The organism is Kribbella sp. C-35 (assembly GCF_046549195.1).
GTDB lineage: Bacteria > Actinomycetota > Actinomycetes > Propionibacteriales > Kribbellaceae > Kribbella.
In genome coordinates, this window is record NZ_JAJPWG010000005.1 from 18,152 (window position 1) to 34,838 (window position 16,687).

General features: G+C 66.3%; 20 protein-coding genes and 1 tRNA gene. 10 read left to right on the forward strand and 11 right to left on the reverse strand.

Going from position 1 to position 16,687, the window contains the following annotated elements; all coding sequences use genetic code 11:
- The first annotated feature begins 1 nt into the window (after position 1).
- Positions 2 to 277: a DUF1876 domain-containing protein gene (locus tag ACLJOO_RS30530; protein ID WP_410790960.1), complete on the forward strand. Its 276-nt coding sequence runs from the start codon at positions 2 to 4 to the stop codon at positions 275 to 277.
- 15 nt (positions 278 to 292) lie between these two features.
- Here ACLJOO_RS30530 and ACLJOO_RS30535 read toward each other — a convergent pair whose 3' ends face one another.
- Entirely contained in the window at positions 293 to 1,621 is a 1,329-nt protein-coding gene (locus ACLJOO_RS30535; protein WP_410790961.1) for a M20/M25/M40 family metallo-hydrolase, read from the reverse strand.
- 65 nt (positions 1,622 to 1,686) lie between these two features.
- On the reverse strand, positions 1,687 to 2,553 hold the full coding sequence (locus ACLJOO_RS30540; RefSeq protein ID WP_410790962.1) for a hypothetical protein: 867 nt from the start codon (positions 2,551 to 2,553) through the stop codon (positions 1,687 to 1,689).
- A gap of 64 nt (positions 2,554 to 2,617) precedes the next feature.
- Here ACLJOO_RS30540 and ACLJOO_RS30545 point away from each other — a divergent pair, with 64 nt between their 5' ends.
- Entirely contained in the window at positions 2,618 to 2,842 is a 225-nt protein-coding gene (locus tag ACLJOO_RS30545) for a hypothetical protein (RefSeq protein WP_410790963.1), read from the forward strand.
- Positions 2,843 to 2,848: 6 nt separating this feature from the next.
- Here ACLJOO_RS30545 and ACLJOO_RS30550 read toward each other — a convergent pair whose 3' ends face one another.
- From ACLJOO_RS30550 to ACLJOO_RS30570, 5 genes are all read right to left on the reverse strand, one after another.
- Positions 2,849 to 3,250 (reverse strand): Rieske (2Fe-2S) protein, encoded by a 402-nt coding sequence (locus tag ACLJOO_RS30550; protein ID WP_410790964.1) that lies wholly within the window; start codon positions 3,248 to 3,250, stop codon positions 2,849 to 2,851.
- Positions 3,251 to 3,261: 11 nt separating this feature from the next.
- Complete coding sequence (locus tag ACLJOO_RS30555; protein ID WP_410790965.1) at positions 3,262 to 3,792, reverse strand: DUF6529 family protein; 531 nt, start codon at positions 3,790 to 3,792, stop codon at positions 3,262 to 3,264.
- 10 nt (positions 3,793 to 3,802) lie between these two features.
- Positions 3,803 to 4,489, reverse strand: a complete 687-nt coding sequence (locus tag ACLJOO_RS30560; protein WP_410790966.1) for a hypothetical protein — start codon at positions 4,487 to 4,489, stop codon at positions 3,803 to 3,805.
- Positions 4,490 to 4,578: 89 nt separating this feature from the next.
- Complete coding sequence (locus ACLJOO_RS30565; protein WP_410790967.1) at positions 4,579 to 5,067, reverse strand: VOC family protein; 489 nt, start codon at positions 5,065 to 5,067, stop codon at positions 4,579 to 4,581.
- A 19-nt stretch (positions 5,068 to 5,086) separates the two neighbouring features.
- Complete coding sequence (locus ACLJOO_RS30570) at positions 5,087 to 5,896, reverse strand: maleylpyruvate isomerase family mycothiol-dependent enzyme (protein WP_410790968.1); 810 nt, start codon at positions 5,894 to 5,896, stop codon at positions 5,087 to 5,089.
- Positions 5,897 to 6,049: 153 nt separating this feature from the next.
- Here ACLJOO_RS30570 and ACLJOO_RS30575 point away from each other — a divergent pair.
- Positions 6,050 to 6,135: transfer RNA gene (locus ACLJOO_RS30575), tRNA-Leu, on the forward strand.
- Here ACLJOO_RS30575 and ACLJOO_RS30580 read toward each other — a convergent pair.
- Together ACLJOO_RS30580 and ACLJOO_RS30585 are read right to left on the reverse strand one after the other, a co-directional pair.
- Positions 6,117 to 7,886 carry a recombinase family protein gene (locus ACLJOO_RS30580; protein WP_410790969.1) on the reverse strand — a complete coding sequence of 590 codons (1,770 nt, stop codon included), beginning with the start codon at positions 7,884 to 7,886 and terminating at the stop codon, positions 6,117 to 6,119. The genes ACLJOO_RS30575 and ACLJOO_RS30580 overlap by 19 nt on opposite strands.
- 395 nt (positions 7,887 to 8,281) lie before the next feature.
- On the reverse strand, positions 8,282 to 8,569 hold the full coding sequence (locus tag ACLJOO_RS30585) for a hypothetical protein (protein WP_410790970.1): 288 nt from the start codon (positions 8,567 to 8,569) through the stop codon (positions 8,282 to 8,284).
- A 169-nt stretch (positions 8,570 to 8,738) separates the two neighbouring features.
- Here ACLJOO_RS30585 and ACLJOO_RS30590 point away from each other — a divergent pair, with 169 nt between their 5' ends.
- Complete coding sequence (locus ACLJOO_RS30590; protein ID WP_410790971.1) at positions 8,739 to 10,067, forward strand: helix-turn-helix domain-containing protein; 1,329 nt, start codon at positions 8,739 to 8,741, stop codon at positions 10,065 to 10,067.
- Positions 10,064 to 10,591: an NUDIX domain-containing protein gene (locus ACLJOO_RS30595; protein WP_410790972.1), complete on the forward strand. Its 528-nt coding sequence runs from the start codon at positions 10,064 to 10,066 to the stop codon at positions 10,589 to 10,591. The genes ACLJOO_RS30590 and ACLJOO_RS30595 overlap by 4 nt, the downstream gene beginning before the upstream one ends.
- A 459-nt stretch (positions 10,592 to 11,050) precedes the next feature.
- Here ACLJOO_RS30595 and ACLJOO_RS30600 read toward each other — a convergent pair whose 3' ends face one another.
- Positions 11,051 to 11,608 carry a hypothetical protein gene (locus ACLJOO_RS30600; protein ID WP_410790973.1) on the reverse strand — a complete coding sequence of 186 codons (558 nt, stop codon included), beginning with the start codon at positions 11,606 to 11,608 and terminating at the stop codon, positions 11,051 to 11,053.
- Positions 11,605 to 12,855 (reverse strand): helix-turn-helix transcriptional regulator, encoded by a 1,251-nt coding sequence (locus ACLJOO_RS30605; protein WP_410790974.1) that lies wholly within the window; start codon positions 12,853 to 12,855, stop codon positions 11,605 to 11,607. Before ACLJOO_RS30605 ends, ACLJOO_RS30600 begins: the two co-directional genes overlap by 4 nt.
- A gap of 148 nt (positions 12,856 to 13,003) precedes the next feature.
- On the opposite strand from ACLJOO_RS30605, the gene ACLJOO_RS30610 reads away from it, so the two are divergent.
- Genes ACLJOO_RS30610 through ACLJOO_RS30630 form a run of 5 tightly spaced genes read left to right on the forward strand, consistent with a single transcriptional unit; the run spans position 13,004 to position 15,868 of the window.
- Complete coding sequence (locus tag ACLJOO_RS30610) at positions 13,004 to 13,276, forward strand: hypothetical protein (RefSeq protein WP_410790976.1); 273 nt, start codon at positions 13,004 to 13,006, stop codon at positions 13,274 to 13,276.
- A gap of 16 nt (positions 13,277 to 13,292) precedes the next feature.
- Complete coding sequence (locus ACLJOO_RS30615) at positions 13,293 to 13,550, forward strand: hypothetical protein (RefSeq protein WP_410790977.1); 258 nt, start codon at positions 13,293 to 13,295, stop codon at positions 13,548 to 13,550.
- Positions 13,547 to 13,777, forward strand: a complete 231-nt coding sequence (gene tgmA / locus ACLJOO_RS30620) for a putative ATP-grasp-modified RiPP (protein ID WP_410790978.1) — start codon at positions 13,547 to 13,549, stop codon at positions 13,775 to 13,777. The genes ACLJOO_RS30615 and tgmA overlap by 4 nt, the downstream gene beginning before the upstream one ends.
- 2 nt (positions 13,778 to 13,779) lie before the next feature.
- Positions 13,780 to 14,727, forward strand: a complete 948-nt coding sequence (gene tgmB / locus ACLJOO_RS30625) for an ATP-grasp ribosomal peptide maturase (protein ID WP_410790979.1) — start codon at positions 13,780 to 13,782, stop codon at positions 14,725 to 14,727.
- A 4-nt stretch (positions 14,728 to 14,731) separates the two neighbouring features.
- Positions 14,732 to 15,868, forward strand: coding sequence for a methyltransferase domain-containing protein (locus ACLJOO_RS30630; protein WP_410790980.1), 1,137 nt, complete (start codon positions 14,732 to 14,734; stop codon positions 15,866 to 15,868).
- Positions 15,869 to 16,687: the final 819 nt, after the last annotated feature.

Consider the following 16,687-nt stretch of genomic DNA (forward strand, 5'->3'; position numbering starts at 1 on the left):
GATGTCAACGATGCGGCAATGGATGGTCGACATCGTGATCGACGAGGAGGAGGACGAGCGAACGACCCGGGCGGAGGCGCGGCTGCGGACCCATGCGGGCGAGCAGCTCTCGGCGCGAGGTACGGCGTACCGCCATCCGAACGACCGCGAGGTCCCGCAGATCGGCGACGAGCTGGCTGCCGCGCGGGCACTGTCCGAGCTCTCGCACCGGCTGGTACTGGCGGCGGCCGAGGACATCGAGCAGGTGACCCACCGGCCGACTCATCTGCAGGGCTGAATCACCCGGCCTGTGTCAGGCCTGATCGAGGAAGCGGTCCAGCACCCGTGAGCCGAATTCGAGTGCCGATGTCGGCACGCGCTCGTCGATGCCGTGGAACATGCCCATGAAATCGAGGTCCGGCGGCAGCTGCAGCGGTACGAACCCGAAGCACCGCACACCAAGTCGGCTCCACGACTTCGCGTCCGTCCCACCTGACATCAGCAGCGGTGCGGTGCGGCTCTGCGGGTCCTCCGCCGCGAGGCACGCCTTCATCGCCTCGACCAGCCCGCCGCTGAACTCCGTCTCCAGCGCGATGTCCTGGACAACCGTCTCGCGCTGAACCTTGTCGCCGAGCAACTCGTCGATGGTCGCGAAGAACTCGTCCTCGTGCCCGGGCAGGAACCGCCCGTCGATGTGCGCCTCGGCGTCGCCCGGGATCACGTTCACCTTGTAGCCGGCGTCCAGCATCGTCGGGTTCGCAGTGTTGCGGATCGTGGCGCCGAACATCCGGCTGAAGCTGCCCAGCTTCGCCAGCGTCGTGGTCATGTCGTCCGGATCGAGCTCGACCTCGAGCACGTCCTCGAGCGTCTTCAGGAACTCGCGGACCGTCGGCGTGACGCGCAGCGGCCACTCGTGCGATCCGATCCGGGTCACCGCCTCGACCAGGTTCGTGACGGCGTTGTCGGTGTTGACCATCGACCCGTGTCCCGCCGTACCGCGGGCCTTGAGCCGCATCCAGTTCATGCCCTTCTCGGCGGTCTCGATCAGGTACAGCCGCAGGTCGTCCTTGACCGTGATCGAGAACCCGCCGACCTCGCCGATACCTTCGGTGCAGTCGGCAACGGTGTCCGGGTGGTTGTTGATCAGCCACTGGGCGCCGTACACGCCGCCGGCCTCCTCGTCGGCCGTGAACACCAGCCGGACCGGACGCCGCGGCTTCACACCGGCGCGCTGGCGTGCCCGAACCACGGATAGCACCATCGCGTCGAAGTCCTTCATGTCGACCGCGCCGCGACCCCAGACGCACCCGTCGAAGATCTCACCCGCGAACGGATCGACCTTCCAGTCCTTCGGATCCGCCGGTACGACGTCCAGGTGCCCGTGCACGAGCAACGGGTCCGCACCCTGGTCCTCGCCGTCCCAGTGCGCGACCAGCGTCGCCCGCCCCGGCTCCGACTCGTAGATCGTCGACTCGATCCCGACCTCGTCCAGCTTCGCCGCGACGTACTCGGCCGCGACCCGCTCCCCGTTGCTCTTGCCGTTCCCGTAGTTCGTGGTGTCGATCTGGATCAGCTCGCTGCAGAGCTCCACTACTTCGGCATCGGGCGTGTACGAACGGTCAGCGGTCTCCGGAGCAGTCATAGCTCTATCCTCTCCCACAGTCCGGCCACACCCAGATCCCGGTACGGCGAAGCACGGGCCAGCGGTCAGCCCCGGCGTACCCCTGTGATCGCGAACTGCTCGACCTCCCTCAAGTGCCCGCCCGTGGACGCAACGACAGTCAAGGCCGGATCCACAGCCCCGCGGAAGGTCACCTGCGCGGACCACGGCTGCTTCTCGCCACCGCCGGGGCGACAGCAGTAGGTGCCGATCGGCTCCTCTGACGACGGCTGCCGAACCTGAACCCGGATCGACTCGTCCACCCCGGTGATCCGCCCGCCAACCGTGATCGGTGACGTCACGCGGGCGGCATACCGGGGCTGCTCGACGGTGAGGGATGTATCGGCTGTGCCGACCACCTCCCACGGCGCGTCCGATCCGCGTCCGATCTTCACCAAGTGGATGACGGCTGCGCCACTCGGGCCGCCGCCCTCGGCCTGGTAGCCGACGCCGATGTAGGCCTCGGCACCGCGGACAGACCGCGACACCACCCGGTCGATCTCGGTGAACCCGAGGAAGCCTCGTGTGAAGTCGAGCGCTGTCTCCGCAGCGTCCAGGTGCCACGGCTGCCCGCCACTCCCGCGATACGACCGCTGCCAGCCCGCGGCCTCCGCGACCGACCGGAACGGCCAGAGCGGCTGAAATCTGAACTCGGTCGTCGGCGGCGGCGCCGGAGTCGCCGCCGGTCCTGACGGCGTCCCGGTGCCAGGCGTACCGGCCGTCGTCGAAGGCAGCCTGGTGGCAGGTGCCAGTGGTACGGCGTTCGGCCCGGGCGCGGACCGGGGACCGCCGTCGAGCCAGCCGACGGCGAGGGCACCGAGCACGGCGGAAACCAGCGTGACGGCCAGGGCAGCGGTGACGATGACCGCCGCGGGTCGCCTGCGCGGTCGCTTGGGGCCGGGACCTTCCGCCATCACGCCTCCCGGTACCCATTACACCGCTCGCTTGAGCTCTTGCGGTACCGGGTACGAAACAAGTGTGAGAGGCGACCGGGTAGAGATCGTCGTCGACACCGGCAACGGCGTGTCGACGTACGAGATCGCCGCGACCAAGGCCGGTCGCCGGGTCGAGATCAACACCACCCGCAGCCTGACCGAGGTGGTCGAGGTGACCCGGTCCGGCAAGGCCGTCCGGACCGCCCGCTTCATCACCAGCCGGGTGATCGCTCTCGTCGAACACCCCGCCGCGGACGGGCGCGGCTGAGGCCCTTCAGGTCAGGGTGATCGCGTCGCCGGAGACAGTGATCTGCTTCGGTGGCAGCGGGCGTGGCGCCGGGCCGGCCTGCACGGAGCCGTCCTCGAGCGCGTACTTGCTGCCGTGGCAGTCGCAGTTGATCGTCCCGCTGGCAACGCTGGCGACCGGGCAGCTCTGGTGAGTGCAGATCGAGCTGAACGCCTTGAACGTGCCCTTGACCGGCTGCGTGACCACGACCTGCTGCGGCGCGAAGATCTTCCCGCCGCCGACCGGGATGTCCGCGGTCGGCCCGAGGACGGTGTCGGCAGGCGCGGGCGCGGGCGTGCTCTGCGGCTCGCCGTACTTCGCGCAGCCGGCCACAGTCACCAGTCCGGCGGCGGCTCCGGTGAGGATGGTACGGCGGCTGGGTGCGTCCACAGCGGGTCCTTTCAACGGATGACGCCGAACGTGGTGAAGAACCACAGCGCCGAGGTGAGCCACAGCCCCATCAGGCCGGTGAAGACAGCCCCGCCGACGACCGGGAGCAGCCAGGACGGCGCGCCTGCTCGGGTGAGCGCCAGCATCTTCACGACGAACGCGCCGTAGAAGCAGCAGCCGAGCAGGGAGTGGACGAGTACGCGCGGTTCGCCGTACTGGAAGCCCAATGCGTAAAGGCAATGCGCGACGACGGGGAGCGTGACGAGGACGGCAGCTCTGCCGGACCAGCGGTGCAAGGGAGCGAGCTGCCGACGGCCCCGGTAGAGCGCGACTGCGCTTGCCAGTTGGAGGAGGCCGAGTACGGCGGCGAGCGTGGTCAGCCAGCTCTTGACCGCTTGGAAACTGGAGAAGCCCGCGATGTCGATCGCGACGCCGGTGGGGTCGTGCAATCGCCCGTACACACCCAATGCGACAGCCGCTGCGGCGCCAGCGATCAACGGGACAGCAACGGCACTGCGCCTCGCGACTGACGTCGTACTCATCTGCCCCACCTCAGAAGGTCTCGTCGCCGGCGATGGATTTAGCTGTCACGGCGGCGCCGTTCACGGTGGCGGAGCGGGTGGCCGGGTCGAGCGGTGGTGCCGCGTCGGGTGTGCCGTCGTTGTCGATGCCTACCTGCGAGCCGTCGGGGAGGACGATCCAGCCGATGGTCGAGGTGCTGTTGCGGGCGCGGTAGAGGCCGGCCGGTGGTCCTGCCAGGGTCGCTGTGAACCGCAGTGGGCGGCCGCGCAGCGTCAGTTCTCCAGACGCCGCTTTGGCGGTGGCTACTCCGGTCAGGCGCTCTCCGGTACGCGATCGCAGTTCGAGCTGACCGCCGGTGAAGGTGCCGGTCAGCCAGGCCTCCACGCGTTGGCCGTCGCAGATGTAGGCAACGGCTTTGGCGCCTTTGACTGCGACGGCGAGGGTGGCTTCCCGACCTGCTGTGCGGCCGACGTACACGACTGGGTTCTGTGCTGCCGGCTGCGTCTGCTCTGGGGTCGGGCTTGTCTGCTCCGGCGCGCTCGGCGCCGTGGTTGTGGGCGGTGGCGTTGTGGGCGCGCTCGTCGGGTTGGTCGACGCTGACTGCTCGGCGGTCGGCGCGGTGGCCGGACTGCCGGTCTGCGTGCTGTTGACCACCAGCAACCCGACCAGCCCGACGGCCGTCGCCGCGAGCGTCACCAACGGACTACGCTGCCCCATCGCCCCACCCCGAGCCTTGGTCTCAACCCCGAGACGAGGATCCCGCCCGCCCGTCACCCGGTCAACGGCTCAGGAACCTCCAGGACCGTTCAGAGCACCTTGAGGCCGTACATCTCGCCCAGCGGGTCGGAGATCAGCTCGATCCGGGCGCCGTCGGGGTCGCGGAAGTAGATCGACGTACCGCTCTCCTCCTGGAACTCGACACCGTGCTCGGTCAGGCTCGCCTTCAGCCGCTCCCACTGACCGGGCTCCACCGAGATCGCCAGGTGGTGCAGTCCGCCGAGCACCTCGGCGTACGGCCCGAGATCCAGCCCCGGGAAGTCGAAGAACGCCAGCAGATTCCCGTTCCCGATGTCGAAGAAGAAGTGCGTCGACCCCTCGTAGTCCCGGTTCCCGACCATCTCGGTCAACGGGAACCCCAGCACCTCCTGATAGAACCGCACCGTCCGTTCGACGTCCGCGCACAGTAACGCAGTGTGATGCAGCCCACGCGCCGACGAGCTACCACCGGACTTCAGGTACGCCGTCCTGATCCGCTCCCGCTCCGCCTCGATCGTGGACAGGTCGATATCGGTCATGCGATCCCCCTCAGATCCCTCAAATGCGGAAGAACAGGTTCAGGTACCGGTCGGCGACCGCGCGGTCGCCACGGATCGTACCGGCGTTGCTCCGGCCGAACGCCGTCAGGACGAAACTGCCCGGGTCGAACTCGATCACGGCCTGCAGGTCGCTCACGTCGCCGGCCGCGTAGTCCATGCCGTCCGGACCGACGGTCACCCTGGTGTCGCCGGCGTTCGGGCCGCTGGTGATCCGGATCCCGAGCTCACACGGATCCTTGGCCCCGGTGGTGTACTTCCACAGCACGAACATGAACGGGACGAGCAGGTCCGCGGCCTCGCCCGACAGCCCGTGCGCCCGGCCAGTCCCCTGCCGGATGTCCCACGAATGGACGCCGTAATCCATCAACTGGAACGCCGGATAGAAGAACGCCGGCAGCGGGCCCATGTAGAAGTGCGACACGGTGAACCCGCCCCAGTCGTCCGGCCCGAGCGCGTCGAACATCCCCATCATCTTGTCGAAGTCTGTCCGGAGCCGATCGATGAGCTCGGTCTGTGGCACCTCGCGGAGCGCGAGCGCCTGCTGGTCGACCCGCTCGGCCATCCCCGGCAGCCCGTACGCCGGGGGTACCTCCGCGTGCGACCGCGCCGCGTCGAACGCCACGAAGTACGACTCGGTGGTATCGGTGAGATGTGCCACCACATCCCGCACTTCCCAGTGCCCGGCCCCGGTCGGCGCCTCCCATACGCCGTCGGACCCGACCATCCCGAAGAACAGCTCCGCCTCCTGCCGGACAACCCGGAGGATCGTCTCCTTGCCCTCGAAGGACATCCCGTTCCACGCGCCCACGGCGTACCCACCTCCACCCCAGAGGCCACTCCTTGAATTTCAAACTACGCCGCCCACACCCCCTCGTCACTACCCCGGCGGCCCGATGTGAATTCCACCCCTGGAGTTTGCTACTGTTCTCCGGTCGGCACCGCTGAGGCGGTCAGACCACTCGTCCGGGTGGCGGAATAGGCAGACGCGCTAGCTTGAGGTGCTAGTGCCCTTCGCGGGGCGTGGGGGTTCAAGTCCCCCCTCGGACACGCAACTTATTCACACGGTCGGCCAACGGGTCGACCTCCACATCGACAGTCTGCTTGATGTGGTGATACCTCAGCGACAGCCGCAGCGACGCGTAGAGCTCACTCAGCTCCTGCGGCTCGGCAACATCCAGCGCTGCTCCGATGTCTCCGAGCTGATCGACAAACGCCTCCAGGTCCCCGCGACTCAGTCCACTGTCATCGGGCGCCGCCGCGAGCGCGACTTCGGCCGAACGCTTCTCCGCGACGGCCGCGTTGTACTGATCGCGCAACTCGACCGGATCCCAGCCCGCATCCAGCGCTCTACGCAACTTCTCCATGACAGTCTCAGCCGCCGCCACACGATCTCGTACTCGCTCCACATGCTCGCGGGCCCTGTCGGCTGAATCGTCAGATTCCAGCAGTGTTGCGATCGTGTCGTCCCGGTGCATCGGATCGAACAAACTCCCGATCCATCGATTGATTCGCGGGGTGATCACATCCTCGCGAAGATAGATCTGTGGCGGATGAGCGCTCGCCGTCGCAGACCCCGGAACCAACGTGCGTGCGTTGCACCGGTAGTAGATCGTGTCCTGCCGACGTGCCGCGCCTTCCATCGTTCGTGCGCACAGCGCGCACTTGATCCGCCCGCGGAAGACGTACATCCGCTTCTGCGAGACCCGCCGTCGGTCAACCGAGGACCAGCCCGCCTTGCCACCCGACTTCCGCTTGCGCTGCTCAAGCTGCGCGGCTGTGAACCTCCCCACAGAAACGATCGCAGGGTGAGCCGGCTGCCGCGAGCGCACGATCTTCGCTTGTGGCGAACGCCGAAACCTCACAACATAGCCCGCCGCGACGTCCTCAGGATCCAGCAGCTCCTCCACCTTCTGCCACCGGCCGTACACCGCATAGCCCGTGTATCGCGGGTTGTCCAGAATCGCCACGATCGTCGAGTGCTGCCAGCCATCCATCTTCCGATGACGGTTCTGATGTGGCGAGTGCGCCGACGGACAAGGCACACCTTCCCGGTTGAGATACTCCGCGATCGCCTTCTTCCCCCAGCCCTGTAGGTAGAGGTCGAAGATCCTCCGAACGACGTCTGCGGCGAACTCATCGATGGCCAACACCTTCAACCGCAGGCCTTCTTGCGCCTTCCTTGGATGAGGATGCGGCCCGCCATCCACCGCCACGTAGCCATAAGGCGGTCGCCCGCCCTGGTACCGCCCATCGATCAACACCTGCGCAGCCATTGCAGCCCGAACCCGTCGCTGCACATGCTGCCGCTCCGACTTCGACAACCCACCGGTGATCGTCATCGCCATGTCGTGCACCGTGTTCTCCGGATCGAACCGCCCACCCAGACTCGGTATCCACAGGGACACGCCGTACCGATCAAACTTCGGCCACGTCAGACTGAACTGATTGCTGAACCAGCAACGAGTCGCCTCCCCCACCACCAACCCGTCCCATCCACGCTCCGGATTCTTCAGGGCACGCAGCACCTCGTTGGCCTCCGTCCGCCGCTCCCACGGCAACGACCGAGACTGACCGATGTCGAAGAACTCGGCGACAACCTCTCCCCCGAGCGGCCCCACGAACCGTTCAGCCTCCGCCAGTTGCCACGCCTTAGAGGTCGCCGGATCCTGATTGTCCTCCGTCGAGCACCGACCGTAGAACGCCAGCCGTCCGATCCCGCCCCCATCCACCGGCCGATCCGCCAGCGCCTCCATGCCGAGCAGCTCGTCCAGAGTCGCCCACTCATCACCGTCGCTCACGATTCCTCCTCCTCGCACCCCTCAGCGGTCCCACGCCGCGACCTTGCCAGCCGTGCGATGATCCGCCGAAGCACACGAGCAGCCTGTGGATAAAGCACCGGCGCCCGAGCCGGTGTGTTCACTCCAACCCACGACTCACGCGACTCCCGCTGAACCTCTCGACCATCCGCCATGCACGTTCAACGCTCGCGGCAACCAAAGAACTGGCATTCGGGCAGCGCTGCGAAACGTCGCGAGTGTTTGCGCACCGATTCGGTTGGCGCTGAGAGGTGTCAGCACCAGCCGAACCGGGCCCAGATCCTCGACCGCGATCCGTGAGGAGATCCGGCGGTGAGGCTCTGTTGGAGGGCGGAACGGGCGCGGAGTGCAGGGCCATTGAGGAGGGGAGGCCCCTCTCAGCACACCCGCCCCGCCTGCTTTGGAACCTCCGACAGCAGGACATCGATGTGGCACGCGAGGAGGTGCTGGCGAAGCTCGATCGGATTTCCAGCCGCCGCGAGATGGAGAAGGTTCGGCAGGATCAGGACGCCATCGTCGACCTCCATGACGGTTGCGAGCGCCCTATGCAGTTCTTCTGGCGCGGTCTCCAGCTCATCGATGAAGATGGCAACAAGCGCACAATCGTTTGCTCCCGCACAGTCCACAATCGCTTGCCGACGCGCCGCGACCTCGGGATCGCCCATCAGAAAGTGCTTCTTGAAGTACCCGAAAGCCACTCGCATCTATCTCTAACCCCGTCCGATCTGGCTGTTGCTCGGTACGGATAAGCGTCGAGCAAACCGGCCAGCACCCACCATGGACTGGCGCTGACGCAGCACTGAACTTCCGCCGAACCCGCACGGCGAGGTTCAAGTGGAGACGCAGGTCGGGCAATGGGAGACTGAGGCCGTGATGGTCCAGGCATGGTCCGGCCGCGAAGTACGGGCGCTGCGCGAATCGCAGCGCCTGAGCATCCGCGAGTTCGCCCATCGCATCGGCGTGAGCGAACGAATGGTCTCCCGCTGGGAAGCCGGCGGAACCAACATCCGCCCCAGACCGATCAACCAGGAAGGTCTGGACACGCTCCTCGCGGCAGCGACCGAGGACGAGAAGTCACGATTCACGGCGCGGCTGGAAGCCCACTCGACGCCGCGGCCAACGTTTGGGCCCGAAGCGATTCGAACCGAGCCCACTCCCCCGCCTTCAGCCAACCATCGCCCGCAACGACGCGCCGCGACCTCGCCGACGCGCGCCGAAGAACCCGACGTACTCGCCACGCAGGCCTTCCGGTCCGCAGACAGGCAAGTCGGTGGCGGCCACCTGTACGCCGCCGTGGTCAAGTACCTGCACAGACAGGTAGGCCCGCGGCTGTTCGGCGGCGACCTCGTGGTCGAAGATCCATCCGTGTTCACGGCGGCAGCGGGACTGACCGAGATGGCCGGCTGGATGGCTCACGACGCGGGGCGCGACGATCGCGCGTACAGCCACTTCTTACGCGCCTTCCACCTCTCAAAAGCCGGCCAGGATCGCCAACTCGGCGTCCACGTACTGGCCAGTCTCAGTCACCTCGCGCACCATCGAACCGACCCGCTCGGCGCCATTCGCTTCGCCCAGGCTGGCGAAGTCGCGCTCGCCGAAGGACCCCGGAATCCCGAGTTGGCTGCTCGTCTTCTAGCGATGAAAGCGCGGGGACGAGCCGCCCTCGGAGACGATCAGGAGACTCGCGCACTCCTGGGACAAGCTGAAGCCGCACTGGATGGTACCCACGCAGAAACGCCGTCCGAATGGGTCAGCCACTTCGACCACGGCAGCCTCGCAAGTGAAGCGGCGCGCTGCATGCGGCAACTCGGAAAACCGGCCGTGGCCCAAGAGCAGGCACAGCTCGTGCTCCAACTCCGCCCATCCAGCCACACCCGGAGCCACGCGTTCGGACAGCTCTTCCTGATCACTTCACTGATCGAACAAGGCGAGACCGAGGAGGCCTGTCGCATCACACGCGACGTCATCGAGTCCACCCAATCACTCGGATCGCAGCTCGTCGTCCAACACTTAACTGAGATCCGCGACCAACTGACGCCGTACGCCGACTCTCCCACGATCAGCGAAACCAGAGAGCTCGTCTCGGACACCGTGCGACAGCGAACCTGGCTCCAGCAATGGATCGCCTCCGACATCCTCGAGTCTCAGGCACCAGCGCAATGAGCGCAGACGAACCGCTCTACCGGCGCGACCCCAAAGCCTGGCAGAAACACCTCGCGGAAGGGAACGCCAGGCAGGCCAGAAAGCGGGTCGGGGCAGACGCAATCCTCCGCGACACCCAAGGCCTCATCCTCCTCGTCGACCCCGACTACAAGCCAGACTGGGATCTGCCCGGAGGCATGGTCGAGGCGAACGAGCCACCTCTAGATGGTCTCGTCCGAGAGCTAAACGAAGAGCTGACGCTCGAGTTGCCAACCAGCCAACTCACGCTGGTCTGCATCGACTGGGTATCACCCCACGGCCCCTGGGACGACTCTCTGATGTTCATCTTCGACGGCGGCCGTCTCACTCCCGAACAGATCTCCAACCTCAGCCCGAACCGCGACGAACTGACCCGGTACGCACTCCTCGCGCCGCACGAAGCCCAACAACGCCTCCGGCCCTACGTATGGCTCCGCCTCCAAGCCGCCCTAGAGGCAGTCGATTCCCAGACAGTCGCCTACCTCCATGACGGCCATAGAGTCTGACGTGGGACTGGCTGCGTTGTAAGCGCCGCCGTGGCATTCGCAGGCGTACTGACGGGCGGTCAGATCAAGCCCGAACGGCGTGGGAGGCTATCCGTGAATGTTGAAGGTCTGGTCGCCAGACACGCCGAAATACTCGTTGCAGATCGCTGACACGCCTCGGATGCAAGAAGTGTGCCCGGATAGAGAGACGTCGTTCGGCGCGACGCGAGCGTTGCGTCGCGCGGAGAGTCGAACGTGCAGTTGAGACTTCATCGATCGACGCAGCACCCCGCCGCCGTGCAGCTGCGCGCCATCGAGCTCCGCCATTCACCAAGGACCGGGCCGCTTGACGGCAAGCTTGCCTCTCCGCAGCGGAACGGCTCACAGGGAGCCGCACTCTCAATCGGCTTCGAACAGCGCCGCGCCATCCCGTCCCGCGCCCAGCGTCGACTCAGCGTCCGCCGCTGGCGTTGTCTGAGATCAACCCGCAGACCGAGACGCAGGATGTGTTGGCCGGAGCATGGCGGTGAGGACCGGGCCGTCGACGGACGGCTGCTGCGTACTGATCGGCTCGTAACCCCACGACTCGTACAGCGCCTTGACCTTCCCGTCGCCGTTCAAGGCGTTGACCAGCAACGACACCTGCTCCTCAGGACGATCGCGGAGCAGCTCATCGTGAATCAGCAGGGCGATCCCCCGACCCCGCCACGGCTTACGCAGCATCATCTCTTTCACTGCCACGGTCGGCGTCTCGGTGCAGCCGTCGGGAAGCGGGGTGGTCATACGGCGCCACCAGCGGTCGTCAGGCGTGAGGGTGTTCGCGTACGCAAACCCAACCGGCTCATCCGCGTCGTAGCCGATGACAACTTCCCACCCGGGATCCGACGCATGCCGCGCAAGCTGCTCTCCGAAACGCTCGACCGAGTAGTGCGGCAGATGCAGCTGATCCGCGCGCACGTCGGCGTACACCTCGATCAGCGTGCTCCACACGTCGTCGATCACGGTGGAGTGGCGCAGCGCAGTACCGTCAGGGGTCACAGAAGCTTCCTCAGTGAGTCGTGTGCGTAATGGTCCCAGGCGGTTGCCGGGTCGCTCGATGGTGCAGCGATCTGCAGTGTGCTGCCGAAGTCTTGAAGCATGGAGTTGATGCGCGGATGCAGGCCGGTCGGTTCGATCGGGATCGACATTGCGGTGGCGACCGCTTCCTCCAGGTCGCCTTGGCCGAGCTGTGCTTTGGCGAGTCGCGCGGTGGTGATCGATCGCGTACGCCGCATGCTAGGCCGCAGAAGAGCGAGGCTTCGATGAGCGCGGCCCTCGGCCACCTCGTAGTCGCCGAGCGCCAGGTAGCCGGCCAGAGCGAGATTCTCCAACTCTGCCTGGTCGTAGAAGGCGTTCAGCCAGAGCGGTCGCTCGCCGCTGGGTTCAGATCTGGCCAGGGCATCTTCGGCATGGGCAACAGCCTGACTTACGGCGCGGTGATCGCCGGTCTGCCCAAGGATCGCGGCATGTCTGGCATGACCAAGAGAAGCGAACATCGGATCACGCCTCGCAATCGGCAGCCTACGTGCGACGTCGTTCGCAGCCAACGCATCGACCGGCCTGGCCATGTGGCGATACAGGCTGCCGGCGTGGGACCAGATCCTGAATTGGATCGCCAGATCGCCTGACATGGTTGCCAGGCCTGCCGCGCGATCGAAATGTCGTTGTGCGGTGTCGAATCGCCGACCGTCGATGGCAGCCCACATCGCACTCGACGTGAACGAGGCTGCGCACCCGTAGAGAGCGCTTCGAACGCGCTGACTCGCGGTCCCCCGCGCCAGCAGAGCGAGAGCTTCACCGGCGAGCGCCGACGCCTGGGTTTCGATGGTTAGCTTTCCGCCGTACTGATGATCGCTCGCGACGATCAGCGCGAATTTGGCGAGCAGCCGCTCGACGTCACCGGCACCGACGCGGGACTGGGCAACGCGCTGCGTCGATGCGCCGGCGGCGACCATGACGGTCGCCGCGGACGTACCGATGAATCGGCGCCGCGGGACAGGCCCCGGCTGGGCCGGAGCGACGAATCCGAGATCCGTGATCGGACAGCCGAAGACTGCGGACAGTGCATCGCGCTGGCGGTGATGCGGCCAGCGAGTCTTCCCGGTCAGCCAGTTCCGCACCGTTCGATCGCTCACAGTGCCCCCATACCCCGCGCGCCGAAGATCGGCGTTGACCGCCTCGGCCAACTCGGCCTGGGTCAGGCCGACCTCGGCCATGCGCGCCTTCAGGATCTGGTTGCCCTCCACAGCCCAACGATATGTACGGCGAGTCACCAGCCGACAGCGTTCTGCCCGGAAATTTCCGGTTTACGTCCGTCAACAGGTAGTCACTCTTTCCTTACGTTCCGCAGCCATAGGGCCTTCGATGGGACCAAGGACCTCGAAGGGAACTCGGATGGACGTCGATGCACAGCTCGAACGCTGCAGCGGGATCACCTCGTGCCCACGCCGGTTCGTACTACGTCGCGCCGTCGATGTCAGCGGGGTGAGCGGCACCGGCGACGTTGCGGAGGGAGTCGAGTGGTCCGACGGGACAGTGGCACTTCGGTGGCGCGGCAAGTGGGCCACCACGGTCGTGTGGGACTACGGCCTCGACGCCCTCCTCGCAGTACACGGCCACAACGGTTCGACCGTCGTCCGGTGGCTCGACCCCGACCGCTCAGCCTGACCGACCCATCAGTTCGATGACCGAGCAGGAACTCTGGCGCGTGCAGCTGTGGCTGGGCCACTACCTGATCGAGGAGCACATCGCCCCGACGGCACTCGCAGAGCAGTACGCGAAAGTCATCAACCTTCGGATCCGCGGCCTACCGGGCCGACACCTGCGGTGTCAGCGGATCGCCGACGCTGCAACCCAGAAGCCGGCCGGCGCGGGACGAGATAGCGAGTCCGTCCTGGGCCGGCCGTTCCAAATCCCGACTGGCAATGGAGACAGACCATGAGCAACGACATGACCGCGGTTCCGTTCGGTGTCCGTCACCTGGCATCTGGGCCGGACCAGGCACCGATGGAACTGCCGATGACCTACAGCGCCAACCTTCAGTTGAACGTGTCCGCGACCGGTAACCCGTACCACGCGATCGCCGCCGCGCTGCCGGAGACGAACACCGAAACGCCGATCCCCGACGGCCAGCGCCCCGGATCGGATACTTCGACCGACAACTACTGACCATGGGCACCGTCTTGGTGCTGACCGGTCGTGACGACCTCACCGCGGACGCCGTCGTCGATGAACTGACCCGGCGTAAGGCGTCGGTCGTCCGGTACGACACCTCCGACTTCCCGCAGTCGTCCCGTGTAGCGGTCGCCCTCGGGCCGCAAGGCTGGGAGGGGCAGCTGACCACTGAGCGTTCGATCGATCTCGACGCGGTCGGCGCCGTGTGGTGGCGACGACCTGGCGAGTTCAACGTTCCGATTGATTGGCCGGATGAGGCGCGAGCGTTCGCTGTGTCTGAGGCGCGTGTCGGTGTCCTCGGCGTACTGGGGTCGCTGCCGGTGCGATGGGTCAATCATCCGGCAAGGGACTCGGCAGCCAACTACAAGCCGGTGCAGTTGGCCGTCGCAGCGCGCGCCGGCCTCGATGTGCCAAAGACGATCATCACCTCGGATCCTGATCATGCCCGGGAGTTCATCGGCGCGGATGAGGTCATCTACAAGGGCCTCAGCGGCGGCGTGCTCACCGCAGAACGGCGTCACCGATACCTGCCGACGACGGTGCTCCGCGACGACGATATCGATGCGAGCCTCACCGGCACTGCGCATCTGTTTCAGGAGCGAGTGCCCAAGCGATGCGAGGTACGCCTGACCGTGATCGGGCAGCGGATGTTCCCGGTCGCAATCCACGCCGGAAGCGCGGCTGCCAGACTGGACTGGCGAACGGACTACCCGTCCCTCACCTACAGCCCTATCGAACTTCCGGTCGACGTCGAGAAGGGTGTCCGGCTGCTGATGGACGAGTTGGGCCTGTTCTTCGGAGCGCTCGACTTCGCCGTGACCCCGGACGGTCGATGGATGTTCTTCGAAGTGAACCCGAACGGCCAATGGCACTGGCTGGCAGTCAAGGCCGGCGTCCCGATGATCGCAGCAATGGCCGATGCCCTCCAAGGAAAGGACGACTGACTCCGTGACCGACTGGACCGACGCCGCTCGCAAGCTCGCCGACGAGGTAACCGCGGCCGCGCCGGAGTGGCACGACTCGGTCAGCTCCACACCTCGGCACCAACTGGTGCCGAGGTGGTGGGAGCCGATCCCCGACAGCTACCCATTCGCCTGGGGACTCCGAACCCCGCAACCGGACCAACCGTGGGCGGAGGTCTACGCCGACGAGACGCTGGTGACCCGCGTGGGCTCACTCCACGCGGACAGCGCCGACTCATCCGATCGTCCGACGGGTCTCCCGACTTCCTCCTCGACCCTGCCCGGGTTGATCGTGCGCATGCTCCACCTGCTCAACCCCGACGAGCAGAACCGGGTGCTCGACGTCGGCACCGGCTCCGGCTACTCCGCCGCCCTCCTCGCACACCGCCTCAGCGACGAACAGGTGACCAGCATCGACGTAGACCCGTACCTCGTCGATGCCGCCCGCTCACGCCTAGCCGCCTTCGGCCGAACACCCCGCATCGAGGTCGCCGACGCCACCGGCTCACTGCCGGACACCGACTACGACCGCATCATAGCGACGGTCTCCGTGCGTCCAATCCCGTCGGCATGGCTCGATGCTCTCCGCCTGGGCGGCAGACTCGTCACCACCATCACGGGCACGTCACTCCTGATCAGCGCCGAGAAGCACGCCGACGGAGTAGTCCGCGGGCGCGTCCAGCCAGATCCCGCCACCTTCATGCGCACCCGCCGCGAAACCGACTACGCAGCACGCCTTGACCACGTGTATGGCGCCGCCCGCGACCAGCCAGGCGACGAGACCCGCCAACTGACTGGCCCCCTGCCCGATCTGTGGGAAGACTGGCAGCTGCGTTGCCTGTACGAACTCGACAGCCCCGACATCGAGAACCGCTCCGCGACCCGCGAAGACGGCAGCCAACTCCTCTGGCTCCTAGCAGCCGACGGATCCTGGGCACGCGCCGACAGCGAAACCGAGACCGTCCGTCAAAGCGGCCCACGTCGCCTATGGGACGACCTGGAACGCGTCCAAGCCAAATGGACAGCAGCCAGCCGCTTCCCACTTCAGACCATGACCGTCGAACTCACCGCCAACCGAAACACCCTCACCAGCCCCGACGGCAACTGGACTCTCGAACTCTGACCACCTGCAGACCACCACGCCGCATTTGACCAGTCTGTAGTCATTCGGCCGACCCGGCGCCGTGACCTGCTGGTCGCCAACGCCTGACGAGACAACGACGCAGGTTGCCTGCGCTGGCCGATGGCCTCTCAAATCCTGGTCACGGCGCAAACGTCCTGTCCGAACAGCACGCCCGTTCGAACGCAAAGGGCCGTTCACAGAACCTCGTCCCTTACCTCGCCGGCGTCCGACACTTCCTGCCCACGAGACTGCCGACTGGACGGTCGCGCCCAAGTCAGCCAACTCGACGCGCCCGCAGCCGACCAAACCTGACTCATCGACCCCTGACACACATCTGGCACTCGAGGCGTGTCAGCAAACTGCAACGCGTATCTCGAACCGTCCGCCGGCCACGCGTTGAAGTAGCTATGGACGAACTGCCACCCTCGTTCGGGCACAATCTGACTGCCCGCCAACACGTCTGCGAGCACTGCGCCGATACCTACACCGCGACCAGATCCGACCAACGCTATTGCTCGGATCGCTGCCGCCTCCGCAGTTGGCGAAGCCGCCGACGAGTCCGCTCTGCAGAGGCCATCGAGGCCGAACACGTCACTGTGCTCCTCGCGGAAGTCGATCGACTGCAGAACCAAGTCACCGAACTCCAACAAGCCAACACAACGCTCCGGGAGGCACTTTCCCACGCACAGAAACGTTTGATCACGGGACTGCGATGGCCTCGCCAGGCCGCCGATCTCGTCCTCACTCCAACATCCGCGCCTTCCTCCGCCACGCGTTCAGCAGCCCAGGCCTCGAGGTCTTGGTGATGCTGGTCCGTCC